The sequence below is a fragment of the Epibacterium sp. Ofav1-8 genome (assembly GCF_022348185.1).
Lineage (GTDB): Bacteria > Pseudomonadota > Alphaproteobacteria > Rhodobacterales > Rhodobacteraceae > Epibacterium.
In genome coordinates, this window is sequence record NZ_JAKRFD010000004.1 from 351,384 (window position 1) to 367,031 (window position 15,648).

Here is a 15,648-nt window from a genome sequence, read left to right on the forward strand (position 1 = left end):
GAAGAACCGTTCCCTACACGGGCGCGCAAATTGTGGCGTGCAGTGAAGCGTAAGAACATAACGAGTGGATGCGAGAAAGAAACCGCGTAGATCCGAGTGTGCCGATCTTGAAGAGTTCCAGAGAGGCGCCTCGGGGTAGCGGCTTTGGGGCATCATGGAAGAAAGAGCGGGTCCCCCTCAATCTCCATGCCGTTGAACCACGACAGACATTTCAGGGCTGCCGCACGACCAATGCAACGTTGATCGCCAATGCGGTGGCGAAGTCGCCCGAGTTTTACGGCGGCATTGAGCGCGTCCGGTCGATGCTCGGCCACCGATCCAAGCGAATGTCAGAGCACTACGCACGGCATGCGATCACGGAACAAACCAACACCGAGTCCGTGCTACTGTTACCTGGTTTTGGGAAACCCGCTGCGCAAAATGGGAAACTTGCACACAATACAAGCTGCGTCCGCGCGACTATTTGACGTGTTTTCGGGGCAGAATGGTGGGTCGTGAGAGGCTCGAACTCCCGACATCTTCGGTGTAAACGAAGCGCTCTACCAACTGAGCTAACGACCCGGTGAGCGGGGATTTAGTCAAAGCGCAGAGAAAGTGCAAGAGGGCTATAGCGGGTTTTTTCGGAAATTACGACACTGCCTATCGCAGCACCGTTTCCGCGCCCTTATCGAGCACGTAGATGCAGCCCTGCTCATTGGGCAGCGCCGCCATCTCCTCGTAATCAAGACCACAGATTATCCCGCGCAACACCTGCCCCCAGAGGCCGTGGGCGACCAGCACGGTGGGCGCTTCGAGCGCGCGCAGCAGGTCCAGAACCCGGGCATGCAGGCCTCCATAGCCCTCGCCCTCCGGTGCCGAGCAGAACAGGTCGAGATTGGTTTCCGCCCGCGCGTGGATCTGCGGATAGCGCTGCGCGATGTCGTGGCGGGTCAGCCCCTGAAACACACCGGCCTGCACCTCGGCCAGACGCGCATCGGTGACAAACCGCCGCCCCCCAAGCGCGATACGCGCCGTCTGCTGGGCCCGCCGCAGCGGCGAGACGATAGCAGGTGTTTGCACCGTTTCGGCATCAAGAACCGTGTCGATCAGTTCCGCCTGGCGGCGGGCCTGTTGCAGGCCTGCCTCTGTCAGATCCGACTCCAGCTGCCCTTGGATTCGGCCCTCGGCATTCCATTCGGTTTCACCATGGCGCAGAAACCAGATCTTGGGAAAGTCGTTCATCAAAAATCGTCCTCATCTGTCAGCCGCCCTGCCCCGGTCGGCCTGCGCAGCGTAGTGCCAGCCAGCGCCACTCGTCCCAAACGGGTCGACTGTATCACGCTGTGCTTGCGAGCGATCACCCGTCCCGCAGAGGCGCTATTGCGCGTTGCACTGGCACTGGCACTGGCACTGGCACTCAGTTTTCGGCTTCATCGCCGTCTTGTCCAGTCTCTGCCGGAGACAGCAACACATAGGCGAGCGCGGCACTGGCAGCGGTGCCCTTGTCGCGGATCTCCTGCAGGATGTCCGGCAGCACCTTGGCCGCCTGCGCGCCGTCCCGCAGGATCGCCGCACGCGCAAGCGGCGTGTCGCTGGCAACCGCCAGCACCAGCTGGGGGGCAGCCTCCGCCTCCGACGACAGGGTCAGTCCGAAATCAAGCGTATAGGCTCCGTTGCTGCCGCCCTTGAGCCGCTGCGTCAGGTTGTACACCCCGCCGGTCGGCGTGATGAGCACCGTCCACAGCGATTGCCCGGGCTGGCTGCGCAGCCGGGCCTGCAAGGCATCTCCGCTGGCGGCCTGATCGGCAGAGAGCGACATGCTGACCGGATCGGGCCAGCGTCCCTGAAGGCTGCGGGCAAAATCGACGGCTGCGCATTGATCGGGGGACACCACCCGGTGAAGCAGCGACGGACGCGCGCCAAAGCGTTCTTCATAGGCCACCGGCAGCCCCTCGAAGCCGCCGTCGCTGGCGGCATAGGTTTCGATCCGCCCGGCATTGCGTCCGGCGGACAGGCGCGTCGACAGGCTGCACGGGCCGGTGTCGAACATGGCCAGATACCCCTCTCGGGTGTCGGTGTTGATCATGGGCAGCTCGCCTTCGGGCGGGCTGGCGTCAGGACCCGTCTGTGCGGCCAGATCAGCGCCGGCACCTCCCGGTATCCAGCCTGCCTGCCAGCCGTACCAGCCCCCACCGCCCGCCAGGGCGAGACAGGCGAACAGCCCCCACAGCAGCCCGCCGCTGCCGCGTGTTTCGCGCACCGGTTGCGGCGGCGGCGCTGACGGCTGGGCGGGCGGGAAACTGGGGATATGCGCCGGGCGTGCCGTGTTGGGCACCTGAAGGTTCGCCAGCGAGGGTTGCGGCGGCAGCGACAGTGGCGAGGCCGAGCCGCGATTGCCCTGGGTCACCTCATGCGGGGCAAACCCGTCCTGATAGTAATGCACCGGCAGCGCAGCCGGGTTGTCCAGCAGGTGCAGCACATCGCGCATGGTGCCGGGCCGCTGTTTCGGATCCGGCTCCAGCATATGCGACAGCAAGGGGCGGAACTCTGCCGGGACCTGGCTCAGGTCGGGAATCGAACGCCGCGCCTCCACGGCCTCGACGATGGAGCCGCCCATGTCGAGCGGCTTGCCGCGCAGGGCCGCCGCCATCAGCAGGGCCAGCCCGTAGATGTCGACCGCAGGCCCCATTTCGCCACCAAAATGGCCAAGCTGTTCCGGGGCGACATATTTGAACTTGCCCGCGAACTGACCGGCGATGGTGCCTTCGGCAATGGTCTGCGATTTGGCGATGCCGAAATCGATCAGCCGCGCCTCGCTGATGATGCCGCTGGCCAGCATCACGTTGTCCGGCGACAGGTCGCGGTGCACCACGCCCTTGGCATGGGCCTTGGCCAGCCCCTTGGCCAGTCGGGTCAGCAGGGTACGCCCGGCATCGACCGGCAAGGCGCCGTACTGGCGGATGTGATCCGACAGCGGGATGCCGTCGATGAACTCCATCACCAGGAAATAGCGGTCCAGGTCCCGGTCATGCACGTAATTGTAGTACCGCACGATGGCATCATCATGCAGCAGCCGCAGCGTGCGTGCCTCGCGCCGGAACATGTCGCTGGCCTGCGCATCGCGGATGAGGTCCGGGCGAATGGCCTTGATCGCCACCGGGTCTTCGGTGCCGACCTCGACGCCGCGATAGACCTCTCCCATGCCGCCACTCTTGAGGGCGGTCTGAATGCGGTAGTTGTTGTTAATGACCGTGCCTGCCGCCAGTTCGGTCTGGGCGCCACCGGTCGGGGCTGCGGGGGCCGGAGTTGCTTGGTCCGGGGTCGCGTGCGAGGGGTCCGCTGGGGCGGCCTCAGCTGCGGAGGGGGCGATTTCCGTCGGCGCGGAGGAGTGTTGCTCCGCCTCCGCCGCAGGTTGCTGATCGGGCAGCGGACCGGGTCGCGCCGAGCCCTCACGCGGACGCTTCAGCGCCTCTTCGGGAGAGATCAGTCTGGTGCGGTCTTCATCCGCGTCAGACGCCTGCCGTTCTGCGCCTCCGCGCGGGCTTTCCGACTCAGTCATGCGAGATCATCCAAGATATCGTCCTCACTGGCGCGCGCCCCGTCAAAGGGCGGCGCGCATCTGACAGCCACCACCGTCACATTGTCCCGTGCCCCCCGGGCCAGGGTTTCGCGGATCAGCGCATCACAGGCCTGCTGCGGCGGCAAATTACCCAGACAGGCTGCAATTTCATGGTCTTGCAAATGTTCGGTCAAACCGTCCGAGCACAAGAGCAGCACGTCATCCTGCTCTAGAGTGCCCTGCACCTGATCGCAAGCCACTGCGGCGTCCACTCCGATGGCACGGGTGATCACATTTTTGCGTGGCCAGGTGTCCGCCTCCGCCTGGGTGATGGTGCCGGCTGCCAGCAATGCGTTTACCTCCGTGTGATCCCGGGTCTGCTGTACCAGCTGACCCTTTCGAAAGAGATAAACCCGGCTGTCACCAGCCCAGAGACAGGCAAAGGTCGGACCATGCGCCAGCACCGCCACCACGGTGGCGCCAACGGTGCTGCCGCCCAGCTCGCCACTGCGGGTGCGGATCATGTCGTTGGCCCGTTGCAACCGCTCCAGGCTGCGGGCCAGCAGGTCTTCGGTCGAGACCGCACAACCCACCGTATCAAGCTGCGCAACGATGGTCTGGCTGGCAAAATCCCCGGCCGCATGGCCGCCCATGCCATCCGCCACCACCCACATCCCGAGATCCGGCCGCGCCAGCAACGCATCCTCGTTGATCTGGCGCCGGCAGCCCACATCGGTGGCCTGCCCGGTCTCGAACCCAAGGGCCATGTCTCCCTCCATCACGCCTCCTCCCCGGTTGGAAGCCCGGTCGCAAGCGGCGTGCCGGCCAGCAGCCAGTGCAGCGCCGCGGTGCTGGGCAAGCCCGCACAGCCGAGCCAGATCGCAGCCCGGGTCTCGGTCGCCGGCGACCACCAGTAGCTGCGTGTGAGCAGCGCCCGCTCCGCATCCGCCCCGCGCGCCGCATCCAGCAGCGCCGCCAGATCGCCGTTGGGCTGATGCGCCCAGAGCGTATCGCCGATCCGGGCCTCGGCCTCGGCCTCGCGCGGCAGTTGCAACTGCAACCCGTCCAGCAGCGCGGCACCGCCCTGCCCGGGCTGCATGGCGGAAAAATGCGCCGTCAGCGCTGCATAGGGGGCCTGATCGCCATCGCGCACCGGCGCCGGAACCGCCGCCCCCTGCGCGATCAGCACCAGCGGGTAGCGCCGCCCCCCCCGGTCACGAGAACAGCGCATCACCCCCATCAGGCTGCGGCCCAGCACCCCGCGCCCGATCCAGAACCGCAGATCCTGCGCCTGCTGCCAGAAGGTCGGCCAGGCCTGCCCCTGCTGGTCGCGGATGTCGGACAGCGCCCGGTCAAGCCAGGTCTCCAGATGGTCGCCGACCGCAGGGTCCACATTGGCGCGCAGGAAATCTCCATAGCCCGGATGTTTCCCAAAGAGGCCGATCTCTGCTGTCATCACCGTTACTCCAGCGTCACCGGGCAGGCGAAATCCGCCAGCTCCGGCATCAGGAAGGGCACCGTGGTGCTGTCGAACTCGATCCGGTAGTTGATCGAGCGGCCGCCGATCTCGTGGCGCACGTCCACCACGTTGCCGGTCACCCGGGCGCGTCCACGCCGCAGGAAACTGACAATGTCCCAGCGCCCCTCGGCAAAGCTGAGCGTCGACTGGCGCTGCCGTTTCTCGGGGAACAGCTGCACCGACACGCCCGAGGACTGCCCGGGCCAGGACAGGGCCGCCGGGCTGCTGCCCGGTTGCGTGCGCACCGAAGCGCCATTGACCGACAGCACCGCCAATTCGACCGAGGGCGAGGAATCGGTGTGGATCACCGACATGCCCACCTCCGGTTCCGGCGCGCCAGTGGCAAAGAACGCCAGCTGGATCGCCTGGGCATTGTCGAACTGGCGCAGGGCCTGCGGCGACAGGCGCTGGCCGATGGCGCTGCCCGGCGCCGGACGCAGCCCCTCCGGGGTGCGGATCACATGCGGTTGCAGATAGGAGCTGTAATAGCGATCCATCCGCCCGCCGGGACCGAAGAACTGGCCAAACACCGCGGGCGACACATGCCGCCCGCCCCCAAAGGGATAGAGCGGCGCGATGAAGTCGCGGCAGAACTGGCTGACATCATCGTTGAGCGCCCGGTTCAACTGCGCCATGGAGGCATCCTGCGCCTCGGAGCGGAACTCGGTTTCCGCCTCGTTCAGCAGCCGCGCCAGCGGTTCGGGCAGCGCGGTGTTGTTCATGGTCAGCGCCAGCAGCGTCTCGTTCAGCATCACCTCATCCGCCGGGGTCGGCGCCACGGCGGCCTGCCGGCGATTTTCCCGCAGATCCCCCAGCGAGGCGAGCACGATGTCGATCGGCCGCTGTCCCGGCTCTCCGTTCAGCAGGCTGTGCCACTGAGCAAAATCGTTGGAAATCCGCTCCACCTGGCGCCGTTGCAGATCCTCGCCATGGGCCTGGCCCGCGGCCCCGGCCTGGGTCTGCACCTTGCTGCTGTTGCGGAAACTGTCCATCGCGACCCGCTGGAACACGCCGGACTGGCTGTAGATCCGGCTGAACACCGCATCGCCCATATTGGCGCTGAGATCGCCGCCGGAGGCCGCCACAGCCGCCGGATCGAGGTTTTCGAGCTGATCGTAGAGCCGCACCAGACGGGTCTCGGCCTCGATCGCCTGCACGAGGTTCAAAAGCGGCGAAGCCACCGGCGAGGCCGCCGCCGCCAGGGCCGCGTATTGCGGCGGATCTTCGGACATGTCCGAAAGCGCAATGCGCGACAGCATCTCCTTCCAGGCGGCGGTGAACTCCAGCCGGTACATCCGGTGCAATTCGCCCTCCAGCCCGGCCAGCTGGGTGTCATAGCTGACCCGCGTTGCGGCCTCGCCCAGCACCCATTGATCCTCGCGCAGGCGGCTGCGGGCCGATGTCAGCTCTTCCAGGAAGAACCCCCAGTAGCCTTCGAAGGTGTAAAGCGCCGGCACCCCGACGGAGGCCAGCGGCGTGCCATCGGTGGTCTCCAGCACCTGATCCACCTGCCCGGACAGACGTTCGGCCAGGTTGAAATCGGCAATGCCGGACGTCGCCGCACGTTCCTTGATCGAGGCATAGGCCTGATCCGCCAGCGGCAGGTTGACGATCACCTCGCGCGCCTTGCGCAGGATTTCCGGGTCGATCCCGATTTCCGGCCGCCGGTCGCCGTCCATTTCCAGCATCGCGGTCAGATGCGCCTTCAGCTGAGCGCGCTCGTCGAACTGGCCGGTGGCGTTGAACTGGCCGCGCCAGAGGGTCTCGAAATAGCTGACAACGGCGGCATCATTGGCGGCGTGGTCCCCCTGCCCCTCGCCGCCGAGCAGCAGATAGACCTTGAGCGCGCGATAGACCTCGGCGGTTTCCTCATCCGCGATCAACTGCGGGATGGCGTTTTCCATGTGCAGGATCAGGCGCGGGCGCAGCATCCGCTCCAGCCCGTCGGAATAGGCCCGGCGGGTTGCGCCCGCCAGTTCCTGATACCGCGACAGGCCCAGTCCTTCCCAAAAGCCGGGCTCCTGCGTATCGCCATAGCCGGTGGTCATGTCGCGCAGGTCCTGCAGATAGGGCATCACCACCGACGGGTCGCTGTCATTGATCACCGAGCGCGACAGCTCATTGCGCGCCGCGTCAAAGAACGCCACCGCATCCTGTTCCGCGCTCCGGGTCAGGGTCGCGTTCTGCCAGTAGCTGTAGCCAAAGGCGCTGACGGAGCCGAGCGTCGCCAGCACGATGGAGATCAGCGCAGCACTGCGCAGCACCGCCGTGCGCCGCATCGCGACCCGGTCGTAGCCGACCCAGTCGCGCTCTTCAAAGATCACCTTCTTGATCAGATCATGCAGGAAGAACGATTTGCCCTTGCCCGACATGAAGGCGGGCTGGAACATGCCGGAACTGTCGCTGTTGCGGGACATCTCGCCCAGCACTTGATCGACCGGCGTGCCCTCCTGGGTGCCGGAGGTGAAATAGAACCCGCGCAGGATCGCATTGGTCTTGTAGCGGGTCGGCTCGAACACCACCCGCAGGAACTCGCAGATGTTGTCGCGCAGCATGCCCATCTGCCCCGGCAGGCCAAAGATCGCGATGCGGCTGGCCCCGTCCGGTTCCTCGTTCATGCGGTCGATGACCTCGTCCGACAGCCGGCTCAGCAGCTGGTCATATTCCGTCCCCGCCTGTTTGTAGGTCTCAAGCTGGCGGTCCTTGGTCTGGAAGGTCACCCCCCAGGCGGCCTTGCGCCGGCTCTGGCTGAAGCTGGAGAAATACTCGCGGAAGCCCGCCACCAGATCGGCCTTGGTGAACAGCACATAGACCGGGAAGTCGATGCGCAAGACCTCGTGGATCTCTGCCAGCCGCGCCCGCACGGTGGCGGCGTGGGCGGCAATGCTCTCGCTGGAGCCTGCCATCATGTCCTCGATCGAGAACGCAAGGATCACGCCGTTCACCGGCTGATCCGGGCGGCCCTTTTTCAACAGGCCGAGGAAGGCGTCCCAGCTGGCCTTGTCCGCCGCCGCATCGCTGTCGTGCATGGTATAGCGCCCGGCAGTGTCGATCAGCACCGCATCCTCGGCAAACCAGAAATCGCAGTTGCGGGTACCGCCAAAGCCCTGCGCCTTGTCGGGCAGCGCCTCCTGCCCCGGAAACTCGATCCCGGCATTTGTCAGCGCGGTGGTCTTGCCCGCTGCCGGCGGGCCGATGATGACATACCACGGCAGATCGTAGAGATAGTTCTTGCCGCCCGCTTTCTTCAGCTTGGCAAGCGCCTCCTGCATGCGTTCCGCCAGCACCGAGGCATCGCCCACCGGTTCGTGCAACAGGCTGTCTTCCAGCTCCTGCGCGCGGCGGCGGCGGCGGCGCCAGCGCAGCCCGTAGACCAGAGCCAGAATGCCCAGGAACAGGCCGATCAGCGTCAGCCGGAACCAGATCGTCGCCGCCAGCGCAAAGCCGGTCATCGGCAGGCCGAACCAGATCGCGGCCACCAGCGCCACCACGCCCAGAATGGCAAAGACCACCCGCGCCCAGGGCTTTTTCATCCAGCGGAACATCCGGCTAAACAGATTGATGAGCCCGTACATGTCAGTTCTCTCTCGGGATCAGGATTTCGACGCGCCGGTTGCGGGCGCGTCCTTCGCGGGTGGAATTGTCGGCGATCGGATCAACCGCGCCCTTGCCCTCGACCGAAATCCGGTCGGGGTTGGCGAGGTCCTGCGCCAACAGGTCGGCAACGGTCTGGGCGCGCGCCTCGGACAGCTGTTCGTTGGTCTTGAACCGGCCCCGGCCGGACATCGGCACGCTGTCGGTATGGCCGACGACCCGCACCGGGCCGCGTTCTTCGTCCAGCGCCCGGGCCGCCGCGCCCACCAGCGCCGAGATGTCGCTGGTCAGCTCTTCGGACCCGGAGCGGAACCGCAGCGCCTCGCTGACCCGGATCAGCACCCAGTCATTGGTGCGGTCCAGCTCGATCTGGCCGGTTTCCAGCTCGTCCTGCAAGGCGCCGGTGAGACGCTCCATCTGGGTGCTCGGGGGCGGCTCGTAGGGGCGCACCACCGGCTGGGTGCGTTCGATGGCAATGCTGGGCTGGCCGCGATGCAGCGCCAGGATGCCGTCCCGGACCTGCGTGCTCTGCTGTGTCAGCACCGTCGACAGGGTGGCAAACATGCCCGTCACCATCACCGCCCCGAGGCTGAGCACGATCCACAGCGGCAGCTTGCCCTGGTTGCGGCGCCCGCCCATCGGCACGGCGCTCCAGCGCGGCGAGATGTCATCGTCGGGGCGGGGTTGAACCCGGCGCAGGGTCTCGTAGATCGCGGTGCGGATACGGGCGCAGTCCACCGCCCCGTTGGGCATGGCGCGATACTGGCCCTCGAACCCCAGCGACAGGCAGGTGAGCATCAGCTCCAGCAGGTGAAACCGCTGGCCGGGCGCACGCATGGCTTCGTCCATCTTCTGAAAGAACCCCACGCCCGAGGACCGGTCGCCGAAGAACCGCGCCGCCATCGAATATTCCTGCCACATGCCCCGATTGGCACCGGGCAGGTTCTGCACGATGTCATCCGCCGTGGCCGATAGCGCGTATTTGGCATCCATCACGTCCTGCGCCGGCAGGCCCGCGTCCTGGGCGCGGCGTTCGAACCCGTCGATTTCGCGGGTGACATGGTCGATCAGCGGTCCGGCCTGCATCTCGACCAGCCCGGTGCGCAGCCGACCAAGCAGCACCAGCAGATCCGCGGCGGCCGCAATCAGCGGGTTGGAGGACTGCCCCGCGCCGCTGCCCCGCGCCTTCAACGCATCGGCAAGCGCAATCCGGGGCTGTTGCTGGGCGGCCTGCGGCTGGGCCGCCTGACCGATCTCGGGAAAGATGCCATTGCCCGCCGCCTGGCCGGTGCCGGGCGCGTAGTAGGGCTGCTGCACCGGGGGTCGCGGCTGTGCCGGCGGCGGTGCCGGGGCCGCCGGGGAGGGTTGCGGCGCTAGGGGGCCGCGATGCCAGGTGTCATCGGCCGGCGGCTGCGCCGCAGGCGCATACCCTCCGCCCGGCGGCTGCGGCGGCACCGGCTGGCCAAACACGGTTTTCTCCGGTGGCTGAGGCGCGCCCGGCTGCGGCGGAGAGACCGGGGAAATCGGCTGGCCAAAGACTGTCTTGTCGTCATCATCCGACATCAGGCACCCTCCGGCACGGCCCAGCATTCCAGTTTCATGTCAGGCCAGTTGCCGGCAAAATGCATGCCGATCGCCGGCGCGGTGGAAAACTCCCGCCACAGCTCGGTGGATTTGTCCAACAGGAAATAGACGCTGGTCGACACCACCCGGATCTGGCGCGGCGGATTGGGCAGATGCACCAGGCCGATGCCCGGCAGGTTGTTGCTGACGATCTGCTTCATCGCGGTGGAAGGACCCACCTTGCACAGCCGCGGGAACTCTTGCTGGACCTGCGTCAGAGGCAACCCCGAGGACACTTCGATTACAAATGTCGCCTTGGCAAAGAGGCTGCGATCGTTGACCAGCGCGGCATAGGAATTGGCGCGCACCTCGTTGAGCGGCAGGCGCACCGCCCGGCCCACGTCCCGTGCCAGCAATTGCTGGATGTCCTGCACCAGCGCGGTAAAGGCATCGCGGCTGGCGTGGTGATCGTAGCGCGCATAGTCCGGCGCTTTGCGCGCGCCATTGTCAAAGGTCGACAATTCGCCCGCCAGCGCCAGCAGTTTTTCATACAGGCGTTCGGGATGCAGATTGGCCAGCCCCTGCAAATGCCGCAGCACCGGCAATTCCCGGTTCAGCACCATCAGCATCAGATAGTCGGTGGCCTGCATGCCGCCGCCGGAACTGGGATCGGAGGCAAAGCGCGCGAGCGTGTCCAGCTTGGCCTCCATCCAGCCGATCACCCGGCTCAGGTAGCCTTCATAGGCGGGATGCACCCGGGTCACCAGACCCACCGGCGGCACCGTCTCATCGAGGGTGACGATGCCGTCGCGCATCTCGATGATCCGCCCCAGCCGGATGTTCTGATAACCGGGGCGCGGCGTCTTGCGCAGCACCAGTTCCAGCCGCGGCTGGGCGATTTCCACCAGATGTTCCGAGCGGCTGGCAGAGGCATTGTTGACCACCGTTTCCGCATCCAGCACGTAGCGCGTCGCCGCATCGGCCGCCGCGGGCGACACATCGAGACCGCTGACACTGGCGTCGGGCAGCGTCAGCCACACCTCCAGCCCCTGCGCCTCGTCCTCGGGCACGGCCACCGGCACCGGCAGCGGCACCGACCCTGGCGCGTCAAAGGCCATGCCGTCGGGCATGATCCCCGCCACCGCGCGCAATCCGATCTTGCCCTGCTGCGCCAGGTCGCGATCAAACCGCAGCTCGCTCACCCCCCAGGGATAGGGCGAAATGGTTGCGGTCCGTTCGCGCAGCTGGTGCTCCAGATACCGGTCCGCCTGCTGAAGATGATGTGGCTGAAGAAAGAGACCTTCTTTCCACGCGACTTTGCTGAAATTCGACATATGCTGTTCAATCGCTTCTGTAGTACAAGGACCGCAGCCCCTTGTGGAAACGATACAACCTTTAAGGCCTCCCTCCCTGCGGTCAACACGTTGTGGTGGATTATTCTAGAACTGAAGCCGCACCTGCGCCGTCAGGCCCCAGCTGTCCAGCTTATCGCTGAACCGGCTGTCGAGGCGGACCGATGTATCGAGCTGCCGGGCGGGCAAGGCGCTGCCGGCCTGAAGGATCTTGGTAAAGTTCATCCCCACGCTCAATTCCCCATAGGTGCCCAGGTTGCTGCTGGTGCTGCTCAGGACCTCGCCGTTCCGTTCTCCGGTGTCGCTGTCATAGAGGTAGAAGTTCGACACCGCCGGTGATCCGAAATCGTGATAGACCGTCGCCGTGGCGAAATAGTTGAAGGCCGCGGTGCCGGAGGGGGCGATCTTGGTCTTGGCGATGGTCAGCCCGGCAAACCCGACGCGGCTTTCGATCTCCTCGATTTCCAGCTCGCCATTGTCGAAGAACAGCGTGTCGGTCTCAATATTGGCCAGCGAGAAGCCCAGCGTCGGCACGATGCGCAGATCCTTGGCTTCGTTGATCGGGATCGACAGACCGGCAGAGCCGCCAATGGTCACGCCGGTGCTGTCATAGGACTGATCCCGGACGCCAAAGCTGAGGTCTTCGAGGGTCAGGGTCGGATCATCGCTGAGGGTGCGCACCGCATCCAGCGCCGCCCCGTTCACCGTGTTGTCCAGATCGAACCCGGTCTTGTCGGTGCGCACCTGCAGGTCCGCAAACAACACCCGCCCGCTGTCGGCAAAGCTGCGCGATGCCGCGATATAGGCGCTGCCGTAGGTCTGGGTAAAGCTGGTGCGGTTGGTGCTGGTCAGGATGTCGGTGTTCACTTCGCCGGTGCTGGCATCGAAGAAGTAGACCGGCTGGTTGGTGCTGCCACCGTTGTAGCCCAGGATGCCGCCAAAGCTCAGATCCCAGCCGTTGAAGGCGCCGCCGAAGCAGGAGTAATCCGCACCGATCTGCAAGCCGTGATAATCCGCCGACAGTTCGCTTTCATAGGTGCCCAACGCGGTTTCCGACGACCCCGACGCGGTGGCCGTACCGCCGGTGGCGCGGCTCCAGGTGCCGAACCCGCAAGGCTCCTCCCCCGGCACCGCAAGCCCGGTGACAAAGGGGCTGGTGGGGCGGTTCACAACGCTGCCGATCAGCGATTGCGTCAGCGCCAGCCCCGTGGCCAGGCCGCCGATCGCCGGGTTGGCGCCGCTCTGCAGCTGATAGGATCCGGTGTCGGTATTGTTCACCAGCGCAAACACCGCCGCACCGGAATTGGGCAGGCCGTTCACCGTCACACTGTCCAGCGCCCCGCTGCCATAGGTCAGCACATCGACACTGCCGAGCAGGTCGTTCGGATCATCATCCGACAGGTTGAGGTTAAAGGTTGCATGGCCCGAAACCGCCCCCGCAACCGCGATCTGGTCTCCGGTCAGCTCCTCGCCCTCCAGAACGATGTCGACCTCGAAGGTGCCGTTCAGGACCGCATCGCCGGTCACCGTGAACACATCATCGCTGTCGCCATCCGCCAGGTCGATGATGGCGCCGGTCTCATGGGTCAAGCTGCCGGCCCCGGTGACGCTGCCATCGGCAAAGATGGTGCCGCTGTTGACCACCGCCGATGTGACGCTGGCCCCGTCGTTGAGCCCGAGCGTGGAGGCGTTGTTCAGGGTGCCCGAGGTCAGCGCACCGCTGCTGGCGACCTGCAACACCGCGTCCGAAACGGCCATCTCCGCAGACCAGATCGGCGTGCCCTCGGCGCTATCGCTGCCGGTATTGTTGAACACGCCATGGGCAAGGCTTCCGCTCACCGTCAGCGTGCCGGTGTTGCTGAACTGACCGCCCACCTCGGCGGTGCCATCCACGGTCAGGGTCCCGGTATTGGACAGCCCGCCGCTGATGTCGCCCGCCAGCGCCATGACGCCGGCGTTGCTGACGTCGCCGCCGACGCTGCCGTCCAGATCCAGCGTCGCGCCCGACGCGTTGGTGATCGTGCCGGTCACGGTGCCGCCCGCGACGACCTCGACGCTGCCGGAATTGCTGAGGTCCAGCCCCAACCCGCCGCCGCTGCCGACGCTCAGGCTGGCGGAGGCGGCATTGACAAAACTGCCGGTGCCGGATCCGTTCAGGCTGGCCCCGGAGATGACAAAGGTCCCCGCGTTGGCAACGGAGGCATCCGCCGCCAGGACCGTCGTGCCGCCCTCGACGACAAAATCCTCGGAACTGTCGTGGGTGATCCCCGCCAGCCCGCTCAGATCCCCGGAGATGGTCACGGCGGCGCTGTCCGCGGTGCTCAGGGTGCCGCTGAGGCTGCCGCTCAGGCTTGCCGTCGCGCTGCCCTGGTTCACCAGATCGCCGCCGATGGACCCGGTCGAGACCAGAGAGGCGGTATTGGTCAGCGCCCCGCCGATACTGCCGCTCGTCTCCAGCGATCCGCCGCTCAGCGTCACCGCGCCACCAATGGAGCCGCTGCTGGTCACCGTGCCACCGGCAATGGCCACGTCACCGCTGATGGCGCCGCTGTTGTCGACGCTGCCGGCAGAGGTCGTCAGCGCGCCAAGCGTTCCTGCGGCGGCAATTGTCACCGCGCCACTGTTGGTCAGCTCCGCAACCGTTCCGCCATTGATCGCGACGGTGCCCGCGCTGGTCACTTCATCGGCGCTGCCGCTGGTCTCCAGCGTCGCGCCCGCGGCCACGCTCACCGCGCCTTGCAGGTCGCCGCCATCGTTGCTCACGGTGCCGCCGGTGATTGTGGTGGTGCCGGTGACATCGCCGGTGTTTGTAAAGCTGCCGGCGGTCTGCGTCAGCGTCCCCACCTCGCCCGCGCTCGACCCCGTGCCCGCATTGCTCAGGCTTGCGACGCTGGCGCCCGCGGACACCGACACCGTGCCGCTGGTGCTGTTGTCGAGATCATCCACCGATCCGCCCGTGACCGAGGTGCTGCCCGCATTGCTGACCGTGCCGGCGGTGCCGCTGGTCACCAGCGTTGCCCCATCCGCCACGGTGACATCGCCCTGAAAGCTGCCACCGTCATTGGTGACAGAGCCGCCCGACACCGTGGTGGTGCCGGTCACATCCCCGCTGGTGGTGAAGCTGCCGCCGGTGTTGGTCAAGCTGCCAATAGCGCCCGCGCTGGTGCCGCTGCCCGCATTGGTCACGGTCGCAACAGTCGCGCCGGACGCAATCTCCAGCGTGCCGTCGGTGCTATTCTCCAGATCCGACACATTGCCATCTGTCACATGGGTGCTGCCGTGGTTGGTCACGGTCCCGGCGGTGCCGCTGGTGGTGAAGGTGGTGTCGGAGGACACGGTCACCGCGTCGACCACGACACCGCTGTTGGTGATCGTATTGGCACCGGCGCCCGAGATTGTGCCCTGAATGGTGCCGCTGTTGGTCAGCGTCCCGCTCCCCACAACCGTGACATCGCCGCCGATCACACCACCGTCGTTGTCCATTTGCGAACTGCCGGTCAGGCCGACTGTGCCGGTGATGTTGCCCGTATTGGTGATTACCCCGCTGCCGCTCGTGGTCAGGCTGCCGATGGTACCGGCGCTTGTTACCGTGCTGCTCCCGGTGTTCGCAACCGTCGACACGGAGGCATCCGCACCAACCACCAGCGTAGCTCCGCCGTTGTTGTCAATGCTTCCCACGGTGCCATCCGAAATGCTGGCGCTGCCGCCACTATTGCTCAGCTCCGTCACGGAGCCGTCGGACATCGACATTGTGGCGCCGTTCACCACCTCATACACGGTTCCGCCCGATACGGTCAGCGTGGCACTGCCGGTATTGCGGACCTGAGTTAAAGTACCGCCGGATAGGGTGGCCTCACCGTCATTGTCCAGATCGGCCACCGTGCCGCCAGAGACAGTCACGTCGCCGCCCGACAGGTTGTCCAGATCCGCCACAGTGCCGCCCGAGACGGTCACGTCGCCGCTGTTGTCCACCGACCCGGCCGTGCCGCTGGTCGCAAGCGCGCCGCCGGAGGCCACCGTCACGTCGCCCTGCAAGTCGCCGTCGCCATCATTGGTCAGCGTGCCGCCCGAGACCGTGGTGG

At 66.2% G+C, this 15,648-nt stretch carries 8 protein-coding genes and 1 tRNA gene; all 9 read right to left on the reverse strand.

Annotation, left to right across the window (positions count from 1 at the left end):
• Positions 1 to 485: 485 nt before the first annotated feature.
• Positions 486 to 561 (reverse strand) — tRNA-Val (locus MHM97_RS09115).
• 78 nt (positions 562 to 639) lie between these two features.
• Positions 640 to 1,221 (reverse strand): histidine phosphatase family protein, encoded by a 582-nt coding sequence (locus MHM97_RS09120; RefSeq protein WP_239322015.1) that lies wholly within the window; start codon positions 1,219 to 1,221, stop codon positions 640 to 642.
• Between the two features lie 175 nt (positions 1,222 to 1,396).
• The gene (locus tag MHM97_RS09125; protein ID WP_239322017.1) at positions 1,397 to 3,538 is read right to left on the reverse strand and encodes a serine/threonine-protein kinase; all 2,142 of its coding nucleotides are present in this window, start codon (positions 3,536 to 3,538) and stop codon (positions 1,397 to 1,399) included.
• Entirely contained in the window at positions 3,535 to 4,305 is a 771-nt protein-coding gene (locus MHM97_RS09130; RefSeq protein WP_239322018.1) for a PP2C family protein-serine/threonine phosphatase, read from the reverse strand. The genes MHM97_RS09125 and MHM97_RS09130 overlap by 4 nt, the downstream gene beginning before the upstream one ends.
• 11 nt (positions 4,306 to 4,316) lie before the next feature.
• Positions 4,317 to 4,994, reverse strand: a complete 678-nt coding sequence (gene tagF, locus MHM97_RS09135; RefSeq protein ID WP_239322020.1) for a type VI secretion system-associated protein TagF — start codon at positions 4,992 to 4,994, stop codon at positions 4,317 to 4,319.
• A gap of 5 nt (positions 4,995 to 4,999) precedes the next feature.
• A complete protein-coding gene (gene tssM, locus MHM97_RS09140; protein WP_239322022.1) occupies positions 5,000 to 8,632 on the reverse strand; it encodes a type VI secretion system membrane subunit TssM in 3,633 nt (1,210 codons plus the stop codon).
• Position 8,633: 1 nt separating this feature from the next.
• Entirely contained in the window at positions 8,634 to 10,214 is a 1,581-nt protein-coding gene (icmH, locus tag MHM97_RS09150; protein WP_305037468.1) for a type IVB secretion system protein IcmH/DotU, read from the reverse strand.
• Positions 10,214 to 11,548, reverse strand: coding sequence for a type VI secretion system baseplate subunit TssK (gene tssK / locus MHM97_RS09155; protein WP_239322024.1), 1,335 nt, complete (start codon positions 11,546 to 11,548; stop codon positions 10,214 to 10,216). The genes icmH and tssK overlap by 1 nt, the downstream gene beginning before the upstream one ends.
• Positions 11,549 to 11,653: 105 nt before the next feature.
• Positions 11,654 to 15,648, reverse strand: a 3,995-nt coding sequence (locus MHM97_RS09160; RefSeq protein WP_239322026.1) for a beta strand repeat-containing protein, incomplete at its 5' end; no start/stop codon positions are given.